Genomic DNA, 14338 nt, shown 5'->3' on the forward strand with positions numbered 1-14338 from the left:
TGCTTATCGGTCAGCGGCGAGCTTGTCCCAGATGGGCGCAAGCGCCAGTCGCGCATCCTTATAAGCGTCGAAGAGTTCTTCATAATGCTGCGCGCGGGCTGCATCAGGCGCTTCGCCCGAGCCGAGCAGAGGCGCAACCCATTCCGCGATACAGTCATCCATGTTCGAATAAGTACCGATTGCAACCGCTGCCATCATCGCGGCACCGGCAGCACCGGCTTCTTCGCGTGAGGAAACGCGCACAGGTGCGTTGACCGCTGCGGAAAGCGTGCTGCGTAAGGCACGTGAGCGTGCAGCGCCGCCGGTTATGCGCAGTTCGGCAGGCATACCGCCCATCGCAGCGTAGCAATCACGCGTCGCCATGCCGAGGCCTTCAACCACCGAACGCACCAGTTCGGGGAAGCGGTCGCGGCTTGAAAGCCCGATAAAGCCAGCGCGCGCAAAGGCATTGACGAAAGGCCCGCGTTCGCCAGCTTCTGAAATATAAGGATGGTAAAGCAGTGCGCCGGGGCGACTTGCGTTAAACCATTCATCAAGGCGCGGTATCAAATCGCTCAGCGAGACTGCTTTGTTCGGCGTGGACATTAGATCGGCAGCGACCTGCAAAATCCAGTCAATATTGATCGTCGCGCCCATATTGGTCTGGACTTGCGTGACGATGCCGGGAACTGGCAGCGCGATAACGTAGCCCGTGCCTTCCGCATTCAAATTAATCTCGGAAACAGGCTTTGCACGCATATGCACGCCCGTTGATCCAATGGTCGAGCAACCCGCATCGGCACTGCCACAATAAACGCCAGCGCCAAGTGCTGTCATCACCATATCGACATAGCCGAGACTCACCGGCGTACCGGCCAGAAGACCAGTTGCAGCGGCCGCGTGGGGGGACAAAGGATGCTGCGCCAGAGTGCCATCCACGATTTCGGGCAGCAGGTTGCGGCGCTTAATAAGGCCGAGCGCTTCAATCACCACATCATCATATTGACGATTGCGGAAATTGCCGAAAGTGAAACTGGCTTCCGAGGGGTCCGTGGCACGGACGCCGGTGAGATTGAGATAAAGCCAGTCCTTGCAGTGCAGGGCGACTTCCGCATGATCGAGCAATTCCGGGTAGAAACTGTCCATATGCGCCATTTGTGTACCTTGCTGGCAGGTGTTCAGCCCGGTGCCGGTCGCTTCAAAGCGCACACGGTTCATCGGTCCTGCTGCAAGTTTGGTAACAGTATTGGCGGCGCGCGCGTCGAGCCATATCCAGGCATCGCCGACGGGCTTGTTATCGCGCCCAACCAGCCATGTACCGTCACCTTGGCCGGTGACAGAAACAGCAGCAGTGCGTTGGCTTAAGTTTGGAATTTTCTCGGCAAGGCCACGCAATGCACTGGCGCAATCTTCCCATGTCTGAGATAGCGACTGTGTAACAGCGCCATGTTCGCCGGTTTCATATTTGTTTCGGACAGCTGCCGAATCGAGTTGCCGACCGCTAAGGTCGAATGCCACAGCCTTGACGACGGATGTGCCCGCGTCGATGCCGATGATTATATCACCTTGACCACGCATGACTGAATTATGCTTTCCCAATGAGGTCCATGACGGACATTTGGATTTCCTCCCGCGACGAAATTTGTCGCTCGCTGCCCATTGTTTTAATCGAAATAGGCTTTCGCGTATAGTTGAGATAACATAAGGATGCAGGCATGTCTGTAAAATTTTTGTGCACAAGCATTTTTTTTCACCAAAAGGTGATGGCAGTAAATTTCACTGCATTTTATCGGGGTTTATATCGATGCAAAGAAGTATTATTTGGATAATTTAAGGTGGCTTAATTCTTTTAAATTATTGTTTTAATTAACAAAAATTTAGATTTATCTCCGGGAGGCGTACTTTCTGTTTTTCGGAGTATTGGGTTAGGCATTCTAGCTTTCGCGGCGAAATTCGCCGGAGTTGCGTGTATTTTTGGCGTTCAAATGTGCAAAATGAGGCGCCTTTCAAAAAGTCATGATTGACAGTTATATGTCTTTATAACATGATTATTGGAGTTGATAACATGCTGCTATCATAGATCATGACGGCGGCATATTTGTTTCCAGGCTACGCGGAGGGGCGGTGCCGGCAACATGCGGAGGATTTATGTTTCAGATTTCTGCTCCTGTTTGTTTTGCCGCTTTGGCTGCTCGATATTTCGCGGTCGCTAAGGTTACGCATCATCCGCGCAGTCATGAGGCTGTATAGGTCTAACCGCATCACCCGTTTCTATAACGACAATCCGGCAGAATTTGCTGAAGGCGTTTGATAATGAGTACACAAGCTAATCAAGTTACACCAAAGCCCGCCAAATCAAGTCGCGCCGTCCTCTGGAGCGTGATCGCTGCGGTGGTGGTTATCGGTGCAATTGGATTTGACACGAAAGTCGTGAAGATCGGTTCTGATGCCGATGTGCGTCAGCAGGTATTCTCGCCTGAAGCTTACGGTGCCGCAGAGTTTCCAACCGTCAAGGCCAGTGTTGAAGAACGTGCAACCGATGCTGTTGAAGTTGGTACAGCGCTTGCAGCCGACAAGGATGCAGCCGGTAAGAAATACGGCGTTGGCAGTGTGAACCCGGTTATCCCGGTGAAGTTCACTGGCACTGTCGAAGAACGTAAGTCCAACTATAATGTTATTAAGGTCGATGGCTTTCCTGAAGGCATGGCGATCCGCGTTCAGACTGGCCCGGCAGTGAACGGCACCGATCTGCGTGACGCCACAGGCACAATCGAATTTGGTCAGTTCAAGAATCAGATCGAATTCCAGAATGCTGGTTCTGCTCTCAATAATGAGATGAAGAAACAGGTTCTTGAAGGCGTCGACGTTGATAATCTCGTCGGCAAGACAGTGTCAGTGACGGGTGTTTTCAAGCTTGTTAATCCTAAAAACTGGCTTGTAACGCCAGTGGGGCTCGAAGTAAAATGAGTCCTGACAGGAAGACAATTGAAGGCAAGCACGGCGACGTTGTTCTCAGCGCGCATGATGTTGCCAAGGCCTATGGCCGCATTCATGCCCTCAAGGGTGTGAATTTCGAAATCCGTCGCGGTCAGGTCACCACGCTTTTTGGCGAAAACGGTGCAGGAAAGTCGACGCTGATGAAAGTTCTGTCGGGTGTTATTCAGCCGACATCAGGCACGATTATTCTTGATGGCGAACCTGTCACATTCAATTCCGCCTCGGAAGCCCGTGATCGCGGTATTTCGATCATCCACCAGGAATTGAGCCTCGCGACCAACATGAATGTGCGTGACAACATTTTCATGGGGCGCGAAATCCGCGGTGCATCGGGCGTGAACTTCGCTGAAGAAGAACGCCTGACCCGCGAATTGCTTGCAGAGCTTGAAGAAGACATTGATCCGCTGACGCCTGTTGAAGAACTACGTCTTGGTCAGCAGCAGGTTGTCGAAATCGCACGTGCGCTTTCGGTCAATTCTCGCATTCTAATCATGGATGAGCCGACGTCTGCCTTGAGTGCGTCGGAAGTTGAGGTGCTGTTTAAGGTCATTCGTGATCTGACAGCGCGTGGCGTGGCGATTGTTTACATTTCGCACCACCTCGAAGAAGCACTTCAGATAACCGATCATGCCGTGGTTCTGCGCGATGGTGCGATGACGGCTTATGCGCCGCGTGCCGAGATTGATCTTGAGTGGATCGTCCGCAACATGGTTGGCGAAAACTTCGATCTTGGTTCGCCTCCGACTGGCTACGAATGGGGCGATGTCGCACTTTCCGTGGAAGGGCTTACCGTTCAGGATAAGTCTGGCGATTTCGCACTTGTCGATAACATGTCGCTCAATGTGCGTGCCGGTGAGATCGTTTGTATCTACGGTTTGATGGGGGCAGGTCGTACCGAGCTTCTCGAAACCGTTGCAGGCCGCCTGAAAGCAAGTTCGGGCAGCATCCTGCTTAAGGGTCAGGACGTCGCGGGTCTGACGATCGCGCAACGCATCGATCAGGGTCTGGTTCTTGTACCGGAAGATCGCCAGCGCGATGGTCTTGTGCAGACGATGACAGTTGGCCGTAACCTGTCGCTCGCCAGCATTGGCGAAATGACGAAAGGCCTTTTCACCTCGAAAAAGCGTGAAAAGAGCATCGTTGATCAGTCGATTAAGAACGTTCACATCAAGACGGATGGTGGTGAAGCCGCAATCGGTTCGCTTTCGGGCGGCAATCAGCAGAAGGTCGTGATCGGCAAAATGCTGGCGACTGAGCCGAAGGTTATCCTGCTGGATGAGCCAAGCCGCGGTATCGATATTGGCGCGAAGGCTGAAGTGTTTAAGCTTCTGGCCGAAAAGGCCAAAGGCGGTCTGGCCGTCGTTTATACCACGTCAGAAGTCGGCGAGTGCCTCAGCATCGCTCATCGTATCATTGTTATGCACCGTGGACGCATCTCGGCCGAATTCGGCTCGGATGTATCCAAGGAAAAGATCATGGCCGCCTCGGGCGAGTCCATGGTCGGCCATTAAAATAGTTATGGAGCACTGATAGAATGTCAGTCACGACTACAAAAGAAAAAGCGGCCCCGAACGGGGCGAAGCGGAAAACCAGCATCGTGCATTTGTTGCTCGAAGGGCGTGCGTTTTTTGCGCTTATCGCGATTATCGCGGCCTTTTCATTCCTTTCGCCTTATTATTTCACCGTCAATAACTTCCTGATCATGTCGTCGCATGTGGCCATCTTTGGCCTGCTCGCGATTGGCATGCTGCTGGTTATTTTGAATGGCGGTATCGATCTTTCGGTCGGTTCTACACTGGGGCTTGCAGGCGTTGTCGCGGGCTTTTTGATGCAGGGCGTCAATATTCCAGAACTGGGCATCATTCTGTACTTCCCAGTCTGGGCAGTTGTTCTCATCACTTGTGCGCTTGGTGCATTTGTTGGTGGCATTAACGGTGTTCTGATTGCCTATCTGCGTGTTCCAGCATTCGTGGCAACGCTCGGCGTACTTTATTGCGCACGCGGTGTAGCGCTTCTGATGACCAATGGTCTGACCTACAATAATCTTGGTGGTCGTCCTGAACTTGGCAATACCGGCTTTGATTGGCTTGGCTTTAATACGCTTTTTGGCGTGCCCATTGGCGTTCTTGTACTGGCCGTTCTCGCGATCATCGTCGCAGTCGTGCTTAACCGCACAGCTTTTGGCCGCTGGCTTTACGCTTCGGGTGGTAATGAACGTGCAGCTGAACTTTCCGGTGTTCCGGTCAAGCGCGTGCAGATTTCGGTCTATGTGATTTCGGGCATCTGCGCCGCAATCGCTGGTCTGGTTCTGTCGTCGCAGCTGACTTCAGCTGGCCCAACCGCAGGTACGACCTACGAGCTGACGGCGATCGCCGCAGTGGTTATTGGTGGCGCAGCGCTGACGGGTGGTCGCGGTACAATTCTGGGCACGCTTCTGGGTGCCTTCGTTATCGGCTTCCTTTCCGATGGCCTCGTGATCATCGGCGTATCGTCCTACTGGCAGACCGTATTTACCGGCGCGGTTATCGTGCTCGCGGTTCTGCTCAACAGCATTCAATATTCCCGACGTTAAAAACCACTACGGCTCCGCTCACCGTTCCGGGCGGAGCCAGTTCTTCGGGGGTAGCGAAAACATTCCACAACGGCGATCAAGTAAAATGCCTCGCCTTTTGGAAATGGTAACGCCGGGAAACCGGCATTGTGCAACGATAATCTTTTACGGGAGTGAGACATGTTTAAGAAGGGTATGCGCGTTCTTTTTGCTGCTGCAGCAGCATTACCGCTTATCGCCAGCACCGCATGGGCTGAAGGTCTGATCTCAATCGTGGTCAACGATCCTTCGAACCCATATTGGTACACTGAAGGCGAAATCGCCAAGAAGACCGCTGAAGGCCTCGGCTATTCGGCTGTTGTTGGCGGCCACAAGGGCGACACCAACACCGAAAGCAACCTGATCGACACTGCGATCACCAACAAGTCGGTTGCGATCATTCTTGATCCTGCAAATGCTGATGGTTCTGTTGGTGCAGTTAAGCGCGCTGTCGCAGCTGGCATTCCAGTTTTCCTCGTGAATGCTGAAATCAACCAGGAAGGCCTTGCTAAGGCACAGCTCGTTTCCAACAACGCACAGGGTGCAGCACTTGGTGCAACGCAGTGGGTTGAGAGCGTTGGTGAAGAAGGCAAGTATGTTGAGCTGTTCGGTTCGCCATCAGACAACAATGCAGCCACTCGGTCGAACGGCTACGAAACTGTTCTGTCGCAGTACCCAGACCTCGTAAAGGCGGGTCAGGACGTTGCGAACTGGAACCGTACTCAGGGTCACGACAAGATGCAGGCTTTGCTTCAGGCAAACCCAGACATCATCGGCGTTATCTCGGGTAACGACGAAATGGCTCTCGGTGCAATCGCTGCTCTGAAGAAGGCTGGCAAGCTTGATCAGGTTAAAGTTGGTGGTTTTGATGGTTCGCCAGATGCAGTTGCTGCAATCAAGGCCGGTGAACTTCAGTACACCGTTCTTCAGCCAGTTGCGATTTTCTCGGAAGCTGCTGTTAAGCAGGCCGACAACTTTATCAAGACAGGCAAGACCGGCGTTGACCAGGAAAAGCAGCTTTTTGATTGCTTCCTGATCACCAAGGACAATGTTGACAAGTATACTGCTCCATTCGTTCTGGAACAGTAAGACCTGATGAAATGGGGCGCGGTTTAGTCTGCGCCCCGTTTTATATTTTAGTACCGAGGCTATGAATCGGGACCGGCCAATAGGAAATTGGCGGGCTGGGGACGAGTGATAGGCATGGTTACAAGCAACAAAGCAAGCATAGACAGTCTGATGACAGAGCAGGTGCCGAACGATAGTCGGCACGCACGTCAGCTGGTTCGCCGCCAGCAAATCGCCGAATTGATTATGTCCGAAGGATCGGTTCGGATCGAAGATCTGACCGAGCGTTTTGCAATCAGCCTCATGACCGCGCATCGGGATGTGGATGAACTGGTTAGTCGCGGCCTGTTTCGCAAATCGCGCGGCATTGTTTCCGCAGCCCCGACGAGCCTTATTGAGGCAAGCGACCTCTATCGGGTTGCTCGCCAATCCGAAGAAAAGAAGCTGATCGCTGAAGCCGCGATGCAATTCGTAGAGCCGGGTCAGGCTATTTTTCTGGATGATTCCACAACCGTTCTCCAGATGGTGCCATATCTAGTCGAGAAGGGTCCGCTGACTGTTATCACCAATTCGCTGATCCTGATGAATGAAGTGCGCGATATAAAAGATGTCACGCTGCTGGGTCTTGGTGGTCAGCTTTATAACTGGTGCAACGCCTTTGTCGGTGGCATGACCATCCATGAAATTCGTCGTCTGCGCGCTGATGTGGTGTTTATTTCTATCGCCGCAATTACCGATGATCTGTTGTTTCACCAATCGCCGGAAATGGTGGAAACCAAGCGGGCGATGCTGGAGAGTTCTGCAAAACGCGTGCTGTTGACCGACCACACAAAATTCGAACGTCGCGCGCTGCATAATTTTGGCGCGCTGAAAGATTTTGATGTGGTGATTGTCGATGACAAAACGCCGCTCGAACATGTTGAACGGATGCAGGCACAGGGCATCAATGTGGTCATCGCCGGCTTGAGCGGAACGAAAGATTAGCCGCAAGGCTTAAGAATTTAGCGCATACATATCAGGAAATACGATCCATGCCGTCTCTGTTGGGAATTGATAGCGGACTGACCGTCACGAAAGCCGTTATATTCGACGTCGATGGCACAACGCTTGCCGTTGCGCGCCGCCGTGTCCCTCAATATTTTCCAAAGCCTCGCCATGTCGAGCGCGACATGGATGAGTTTTGGAATGCAACGGAAGATGCCATTGCCGAAGCACTCGCAAAAAGTGGACGCCCAGCATCGGATATTCTCGCTATTGCAACCACTGCGCATGGCGATGGAATTTATATGCTGGACAAGGACCGTCGCCCGCTTGGCAAAGGTATCTTGTCGCTCGATAGTCGTGCCGTTGATGTTGCTGAACGTTGGTTAAGCAGCGCAGTCGCGGACCAGTCGATTGCTGTTACTGGCCAACTGCCGCATGCTTCGGCTCCCTCCGCTATCTTGGCTTGGGTCAAGGAAAATGAGCCTGACCGCTATAATCGCATTGGTCATGTGATTGCCTGTAAGGACTGGCTGCGTTTTTGTTTGACGGGCGAAGTTGGTACTGACCGCACCGAGGCATCGACGTCTTTCACTGATTATAAAACGCAGGACTATTCCAAAGATGCGCTCAAACTTTTTGGCCTTGAAGCACTCTGGGATGCGCTGCCGCCTATGTCGCGCTCAGACGAAATCATCGGTGGTGTTTCGCAGGAATGCGCCAGCCGTACCGGGCTTGTTGCGGGAACGCCAGTCGTCGGCGGTCTGCACGATGTGACGGCTTCGGCCCTTGGTGTCGGCGGTCTTAAGATCGGTACGGTTGCGGTCGTGGCTGGCACATACTCGATCAACGAAACGCTGTCGTCCAAGCCAAATGTCGACAAGAGCTGGTTCTGCCGCAATGGGATTGCGCCGGGAGAGTGGAACAATATGTCCATCTCGCCTGCTTCCACTGCAAATTACGACTGGTTCCTGGACAAGCTCTGCGCGGCGGAACGCCGTGAAGCGGAAGAAACAGGCCGCTCCATTCATGATATGCTGCGCCCGGAAATTGATGCAGCATTAGCTAAGCCTTCAACGGCGATGTTCCATCCTTATCTCTTTGGCTCGCCTTATGGTGCAATGGCAAGCGGTGCGTTCTTCGGACTTCGCGGTTGGCAGGAACGTGGCGATATGCTGCGCGCGGTGTGGGAGGGCATCGCCTTCAATCACCGTATTCATGTCGACCATCTCAAAGACGGCTTCGAAATTTCCGCAGCACGTTTGACTGGTGGCGTTTCGCGCAGCCCATCCTTTGCGCAGATGTTTGCGAATGTGCTGGGTATGCCGGTCACAGTCACTGATACGGATGAAGCGGCAGCATGGGGTGCAGCACTTTGCGCGGGCAAGTGCGCTGGCGTTTTTGCTGATGTTTATAGCGATCCGCGCGATCTTGATGCAATTGGCCGTACCTACACACCGGATGCAGCGCGCAGCGAGCAGTATGAAAAGCGCTATGCGTTGTTCAAGGAAATCGCATCTGCACTTGGACCGATCTGGCCTAAGATCGATGCCCTGACGGATTGAAATCCAATGCGCCTCTAAGCGCACCGAATATGTAAAGACAGTGAAATGAACGATTTCGTAAGCAGTGCCCAAATGAAGAGCCGCATCAGTCAACTCGAAGCTGAAGGTGTTGATGTGCTCATTTTAGGGGCTGGCATCAATGGCGCGGGGCTCTATCGCGATTTGAGTGAACAGGGCGTGAGCTGCTTCATTGTTGATAAGGGCGACTTTGGTTCTGGTACCAGTGCTGCTCCTTCGCGTCTTATTCACGGTGGCCTTAAATATCTGGAAACCGGCGAATTTGGTCTCGTGGCGCAATCAACTGTTGAGCGTAATATCCTGCTCAAAAACGCGCCGCATAATGTCCGTCCGCTGCCGACATTTATTCCGGTTTTCTCCTGGACTAAGGGTATTGCCGCAGCACTTCGTACCCTATTCGGTTCAACCACAGCACCGCGCAGCCGTGGCGCGGTTCTCATCAAGATTGGTCTTGGTCTTTACGATTATTTTGGTGCGCGTGAGCGCGTCATGCCAAAGCATAATTTTCTCTTCAAAAAGAGTGCCTTGAAGGAAATGCCATACATGACGCCTTCTATCGTGGCGGGTGGCATTTATTATGATGCATGGGTCAGCAAGCCGGAACGTCTGGTTTATGAGCTTGTCAGCGACGGCGTGAAAGCCAATCCCAAGAGCGCAGCAGCCAATTTCAGCTCCATTGTTGCAGCCCGCGACGGTGCAGTGAGCTTTGAAGGGCCGGATGGTGCTGCTTTCACGATCAAGCCAAAGATCGTCATCAATGCCGCTGGTCCATGGATCGATCATGTAAATGCGGCGCTTGGCAAAGAAACCAAGATGATTGGCGGCACCAAGGGCTCGCATATTCTTGTAAATCATCCCGAGCTGGTGAAGAGCCTGAAGGGCCGGATGATCTATTTCGAGGCGGATGATGGTCGTATCTGTCTTGTCTATGATTATCATGGTCTTGCGCTGGTCGGTTCGACGGATATTCCGGCAAACAATCCGGATGAGGTTTTCGCGGAAGACAAGGAAATCGATTACTTCATCGAGAGCCTGCGTTCGCTGCTGCCGAAGCTGAAATTTGATCGCAGCCAAATCGTCTACACCTATAGTGGCATTCGTCCGCTGCCTGCGTCGAATGCGTCTGAGCCGGGCCTGATCAGTCGTGATCACTCGGCTCCGGTTATTGAGCCGGATGCTGGTCGTCCGTTTCCGATCATTTCGCTGGTTGGTGGCAAGTGGACCACGTTCCGCGGCTTTGCCGAAGAAGTCGCTGATACGGTGCTCAAGCGCTTTAATCGTGAGCGTCTCAAATCAACCCGCACTTTGACCATCGGTGGCGGCAAGGATTACCCGACTGATGACCGTGCACGCGCCGCATGGGTGGCGAAAAACGCCAAGGAAACCGGGCTTGCAGTCGAACGTGTCGAGACACTTTTGCAGCGTTATGGCACGACCGCTCTGCCGATCATTCATGATGAAGCCAAAGTTGGCGTTACACTTCTGCCTGATACGGACAGCATCAGCCGTGCGGAAATCGCGTGGATTGCGCGCAATGAGCTGGTGGTGCATCTCTCGGACGTTGTGCTGCGACGCACGACACTGGCAATTGACGGCGCGTTGTCGAATGCCAATCTTGCGGCAATCGGCGACATTCTCAGTGTTGAATTTGGTTGGGATGCGGAACGCAAAGCGCGGGAAATTGAGGCCGTGACCGTCGAACTGAGCAAGCGACATGGCATGAAGCTTGGAGAGTTTCCTGCAAAACGCCGCTAACTGATTCAAATCTATTTGATAAACGCCGGTCATGAGATCGGCGTTTTGCTATTTCTTTGCCATGTCATGACGCTATCTTATGCACGGACAGGAGAACGCTATGGAAATCAAAAGAAATGGATCTGCGCCATCAGGTGTGGGTCCTGTAGACTGGTTCACGGGCAAGGTTCGCATTGATCCGTTGTTTTCGCCCAATGAAGCGCGGCGCGCTGCAGCGGCTACCGTGACATTTGAACCGGGTGCCCGGACCGCTTGGCATACCCATCCACTGGGACAGACACTGATTGTTACCGCTGGTTTGGGGTTGGTGCAGCGTGAGGGCGGACCGATTGAAAAAGTCCATCCCGGCGATGTTGTCTGGTTTGAGCCAAATGAAAAGCATTGGCATGGTGCGTCACCAAAAAATGCGATGACCCATATTGCCATTCAGGAACAACTCGACGGTAAAGTCGTCGACTGGATGGAGCATGTGACGGACGCTCAGTATCCGAGTGTCTAAATGAAAAACGGGCCATTGGCCCGTTTTTTAGATCATGCTCAACTGCAAGCCATAGGGTGGCAAAGTCATCATCTTGCTACCTGCAACCACCACATCCTGTTCATGTGGTGTAATATTGACCAGCCAGACCTTCTTTTCTACCGCCATTGCCAAAACGTCCGATGGACGCGAAGACTGGCATAGCCTGAAGTTTTTTCCGGCAAGCTGTGCAAGCATTTTTACAGCATTGAACAAAGGGCGCGTGTTACCAGTAGCGACCGGTTCATTCTCGTCTGCAATGAGTCCGAAAGGCCCGGTGAGGGCTGAAAGCGTAAGGCTGTCGAGATCAGCATTCAGCACCGATATTGCATAGGCCAATGCGAAGCTTTCCGCGAATTTCCCATTATGGCGCGGGTCGCGATTGGCCATCGCAATGCGCTTGCCATTCGGGTTTTCCATCGTCCTGCTGCCATAAGGGTTCTGGCGCATGGGGATGGTCGACGGCCCGATGCGATAGGGCTTGTCGCCGTAGATCGCGCGTACCGAACGGGTAATGAAAGGCAGCGCCTCCAGCGTCTGCATGACGCTCAGATCATCCGCCGCATGCACAATCGGATTGGTGCAGTGTGAGACGAAGTCAATAAGATCACTGGGAACGCGCTTGCGATTAAGCTCGGTGAAATAGCTCAGCATGCCGCCGCCAAGCTTCACGTCCGGAAAAGCTACTCTTGCTGCCACATAGACGTCTTCAAGCGGCGGGCAGGGCGGCCATGCACTGCCGGGAGGTGTCGATTGTCGGTCGATTGCTGGTGAGATCATGATCGCGTCTGGCGTAAAGCCTGCCGCTTTCATGTCTGCGGCGATGGCCTTCGTCTCATCAAAGAGCGATTTCTCGCAAGGCAATGCGATTTCAAGCGAAACGCGACCCTTGTGAAGCTTTGCCAGTGCTGCAAAATCGACGAATGCTGATCCGTCATGGCCCGCCAGCGGGTCGTAGTGAAACAGCAAATCCTGCGGTGCTACCTCGTGCAGAAGATCAATTGCGGCAAGGCTTGCTTTGGCTTCTTCCGGCGTGATGATGATGCCGATATTCGGCATTTTGCCGCTTGTCTTACCGAGCGTAATGCGCACGGGTCCAGCACTTTTGGTCGTCTTTGAAGCAGCTTCGCGCGTGTCGCGAATATTGAGGACAACGCGCTGGTGCAGAGGCTGTGATGCTTCGATCGGGTAAGGCCACGGCAGAGCGAGCGGGCGCACATAGGTTTTATAAGAGGCATCAGACCAGTTGCGCTGATCTTCCATCTCAAACGTATCGCCTTCCATGCGGCATTCGGCGAAAACGCCCGGCATTGCCTCGTGGGTGATGGCGCGCATATCTTTGAAAGGTTGCCATGGCTCAATCAGGTCAGGCAGATGGGTTTCGTTGCGCGTGCCATCGACATGTTCAACAGTGACAGGCGAACCGGCAACGCCAACAATCGGATGTAGAATACAGAAACCGCAGCGGTTCGTTTCAAAGCCGGTTGCGGTGTTGGCCACAGCGTCAAACGTCAGTGTTCCATTGTTATCAGCCTCAATACGCACATCGATGGCGAGTTTTGTGGCATCAGGGCCTTCGCAACGTGCCTGATAGCTCACGCTAAAGCCGTGGTCGCTTTGCTCGACATTCAGATCGTGGATTGCCGGATTATAGGTTCCCCAATCCCGATCACGCACCAGATAGGACACACCACGCAAAACCTCGACACCATCATATTTTATGGTGCGGAGATTGCCGTCGCTCAGATCAACGCAAAGCAAGCCAGCCTTGAGGTTTTTAGGCGGGGTTTCAGCCTCACGTGTGCCATACAGCAGGAAGGGATCGATGCTGCTCATTTGAGCAGCGCAATCACGTCGATGCGGTTGCCACTAGCAGCACTGTCATAGGCCGCTTCAACAAGCGCGAACGTTTTGAGATTGTCTGCCCCTGATGTCGAGGTTTCTTCACCTGATGCAAGCTTATCCACCCAATGTTGCTGAATGGCAAAAACGCTTTCCTGAATATTGTGCCAAGGTCTCGAGGCCCACGAAAGCAGTTTTGGCGAAACGTTGGAAACCGCGGTGCCAGAAGGTGTAATCACCTCAAGGCGATAGCCCTGATAAAGCCGGATCGAACCGTCGGTGCCGTCGAGTTCAATGAGGGTTTCCGGGAATGGATCGGTTTCAAGCTTGGTCGCATAGCTCACATCGACAATTGATGTGGCACCATTTTCATGGTCCATAAGAATGGTTGCAACATCCTCGCCCTTGATCTTCGGATTAACGCGTTTGGTACGCGCAACAAGGCTGGTCACATCGCCCAGAATGAAGCGCGCAATATCAAGCGTGTGGATGCCGAGATCCTCGATGATGAAGCGTTCGCCCTCGGCCAAGTACGGCTGACCGGAGAATACATCAAAGCCCGAACGGAAGGAAAAACGTCCCCAGAAAGGTGCGCCGATGACACCGCTATCAAGCGCTTTACGTACAGCTTGAATAGGCGCCTGCCAGCGGAAGTTTTCATGTACCATCAGCGGAATGCCTGCCTCACGGCAGACTTTCACCATGGCTTTTGCATCATCAAGTGTCTTGGCAAATGGCTTTTGGCAGATTGCTGGCACTTTATGTTCGGCTGCAAGTTCGACCAGAGCGCGATGGCTGGAGACTGTGGTGGCGATATCGACAAAGTCGATACCACCATCATAAAACAGCGCGTTTGCATCTGTGTAGCGGCGTTCGATGCCGAACTGATCGCCGACAATCTTCAACCGCTCAGGATCACGGTCGCAGATTGCCACAATTTTGGCACCTGAAACGTCATTCCATGCATGCATCTGATTGATTGCGAAGAAGCCACAACCTATGAGAGCGCCATTCAAGTCTGCCATT

11 protein-coding genes are annotated in these 14338 nt (G+C 53.1%); 8 read left to right on the plus strand and 3 right to left on the minus strand.

Translation table 11 applies throughout. The features are described 5' to 3' along the window. Positions 1-3: 3 nt before the first annotated feature. A complete protein-coding gene (locus CEV31_RS08950; protein ID WP_094506728.1) occupies positions 4-1557 on the minus strand; it encodes an FGGY-family carbohydrate kinase in 1554 nt (517 codons plus the stop codon). Positions 1558-2292: 735 nt separating this feature from the next. On the opposite strand from CEV31_RS08950, the gene CEV31_RS08960 reads away from it, so the two are divergent. From CEV31_RS08960 to CEV31_RS08995, 8 genes are all read left to right on the plus strand, one after another. Further along, entirely contained in the window at positions 2293-2946 is a 654-nt protein-coding gene (locus tag CEV31_RS08960; RefSeq protein WP_094506730.1) for a DUF2291 family protein, read from the plus strand. After that, positions 2943-4487 (plus strand): sugar ABC transporter ATP-binding protein, encoded by a 1545-nt coding sequence (locus CEV31_RS08965; RefSeq protein WP_094506731.1) that lies wholly within the window; start codon positions 2943-2945, stop codon positions 4485-4487. Before CEV31_RS08960 ends, CEV31_RS08965 begins: the two co-directional genes overlap by 4 nt. A 23-nt stretch (positions 4488-4510) precedes the next feature. Beyond that, on the plus strand, positions 4511-5548 hold the full coding sequence (locus CEV31_RS08970; RefSeq protein WP_094506732.1) for an ABC transporter permease: 1038 nt from the start codon (positions 4511-4513) through the stop codon (positions 5546-5548). A gap of 159 nt (positions 5549-5707) precedes the next feature. Continuing rightward, a complete protein-coding gene (locus tag CEV31_RS08975) occupies positions 5708-6655 on the plus strand; it encodes a D-ribose ABC transporter substrate-binding protein (RefSeq protein WP_094506733.1) in 948 nt (315 codons plus the stop codon). Between the two features lie 114 nt (positions 6656-6769). Then, complete coding sequence (locus CEV31_RS08980) at positions 6770-7618, plus strand: DeoR/GlpR family DNA-binding transcription regulator (protein WP_094506734.1); 849 nt, start codon at positions 6770-6772, stop codon at positions 7616-7618. Between the two features lie 47 nt (positions 7619-7665). Continuing rightward, positions 7666-9180 (plus strand): FGGY-family carbohydrate kinase, encoded by a 1515-nt coding sequence (locus CEV31_RS08985; RefSeq protein ID WP_094506735.1) that lies wholly within the window; start codon positions 7666-7668, stop codon positions 9178-9180. Positions 9181-9225: 45 nt separating this feature from the next. Further along, entirely contained in the window at positions 9226-10953 is a 1728-nt protein-coding gene (locus CEV31_RS08990) for a glycerol-3-phosphate dehydrogenase/oxidase (RefSeq protein WP_094506736.1), read from the plus strand. Positions 10954-11053: 100 nt separating this feature from the next. Beyond that, positions 11054-11452, plus strand: a complete 399-nt coding sequence (locus CEV31_RS08995) for a (R)-mandelonitrile lyase (protein WP_094506737.1) — start codon at positions 11054-11056, stop codon at positions 11450-11452. A gap of 27 nt (positions 11453-11479) precedes the next feature. On the opposite strand, the gene apnL is transcribed toward CEV31_RS08995, so the two are convergent. Continuing rightward, on the minus strand, positions 11480-13306 hold the full coding sequence (apnL, locus tag CEV31_RS09000; protein WP_094506738.1) for a D-apionate lactonase: 1827 nt from the start codon (positions 13304-13306) through the stop codon (positions 11480-11482). Beyond that, positions 13303-14337, minus strand: coding sequence for a Gfo/Idh/MocA family protein (locus CEV31_RS09005; RefSeq protein ID WP_094506739.1), 1035 nt, complete (start codon positions 14335-14337; stop codon positions 13303-13305). The genes apnL and CEV31_RS09005 overlap by 4 nt, the downstream gene beginning before the upstream one ends. Position 14338 lies beyond the last annotated feature (1 nt).

It is taken from the genome of Brucella thiophenivorans (assembly GCF_002252445.1).
GTDB lineage: Bacteria > Pseudomonadota > Alphaproteobacteria > Rhizobiales > Rhizobiaceae > Brucella > Brucella thiophenivorans.

Excerpts from the sequence above, each read along its gene's own strand:
- CEV31_RS08950 (WP_094506728.1), bottom strand. The coding sequence starts at position 1,557 with ATGCGTGGTCAAGGTGATATAATCATCGGCATCGACGCGGGCACATCC.
- CEV31_RS08960 (WP_094506730.1), top strand. The coding sequence starts at position 2,293 with ATGAGTACACAAGCTAATCAAGTTACACCAAAGCCCGCCAAATCAAGT.
- CEV31_RS08965 (WP_094506731.1), top strand. The coding sequence starts at position 2,943 with ATGAGTCCTGACAGGAAGACAATTGAAGGCAAGCACGGCGACGTTGTT.
- CEV31_RS08970 (WP_094506732.1), top strand. The coding sequence starts at position 4,511 with ATGTCAGTCACGACTACAAAAGAAAAAGCGGCCCCGAACGGGGCGAAG.
- CEV31_RS08975 (WP_094506733.1), top strand. The coding sequence starts at position 5,708 with ATGTTTAAGAAGGGTATGCGCGTTCTTTTTGCTGCTGCAGCAGCATTA.
- CEV31_RS08980 (WP_094506734.1), top strand. The coding sequence starts at position 6,770 with ATGGTTACAAGCAACAAAGCAAGCATAGACAGTCTGATGACAGAGCAG.
- CEV31_RS08985 (WP_094506735.1), top strand. The coding sequence starts at position 7,666 with ATGCCGTCTCTGTTGGGAATTGATAGCGGACTGACCGTCACGAAAGCC.
- CEV31_RS08990 (WP_094506736.1), top strand. The coding sequence starts at position 9,226 with ATGAACGATTTCGTAAGCAGTGCCCAAATGAAGAGCCGCATCAGTCAA.
- CEV31_RS08995 (WP_094506737.1), top strand. The coding sequence starts at position 11,054 with ATGGAAATCAAAAGAAATGGATCTGCGCCATCAGGTGTGGGTCCTGTA.
- apnL (WP_094506738.1), bottom strand. The coding sequence starts at position 13,306 with ATGAGCAGCATCGATCCCTTCCTGCTGTATGGCACACGTGAGGCTGAA.
- CEV31_RS09005 (WP_094506739.1), bottom strand. The coding sequence starts at position 14,337 with ATGGCAGACTTGAATGGCGCTCTCATAGGTTGTGGCTTCTTCGCAATC.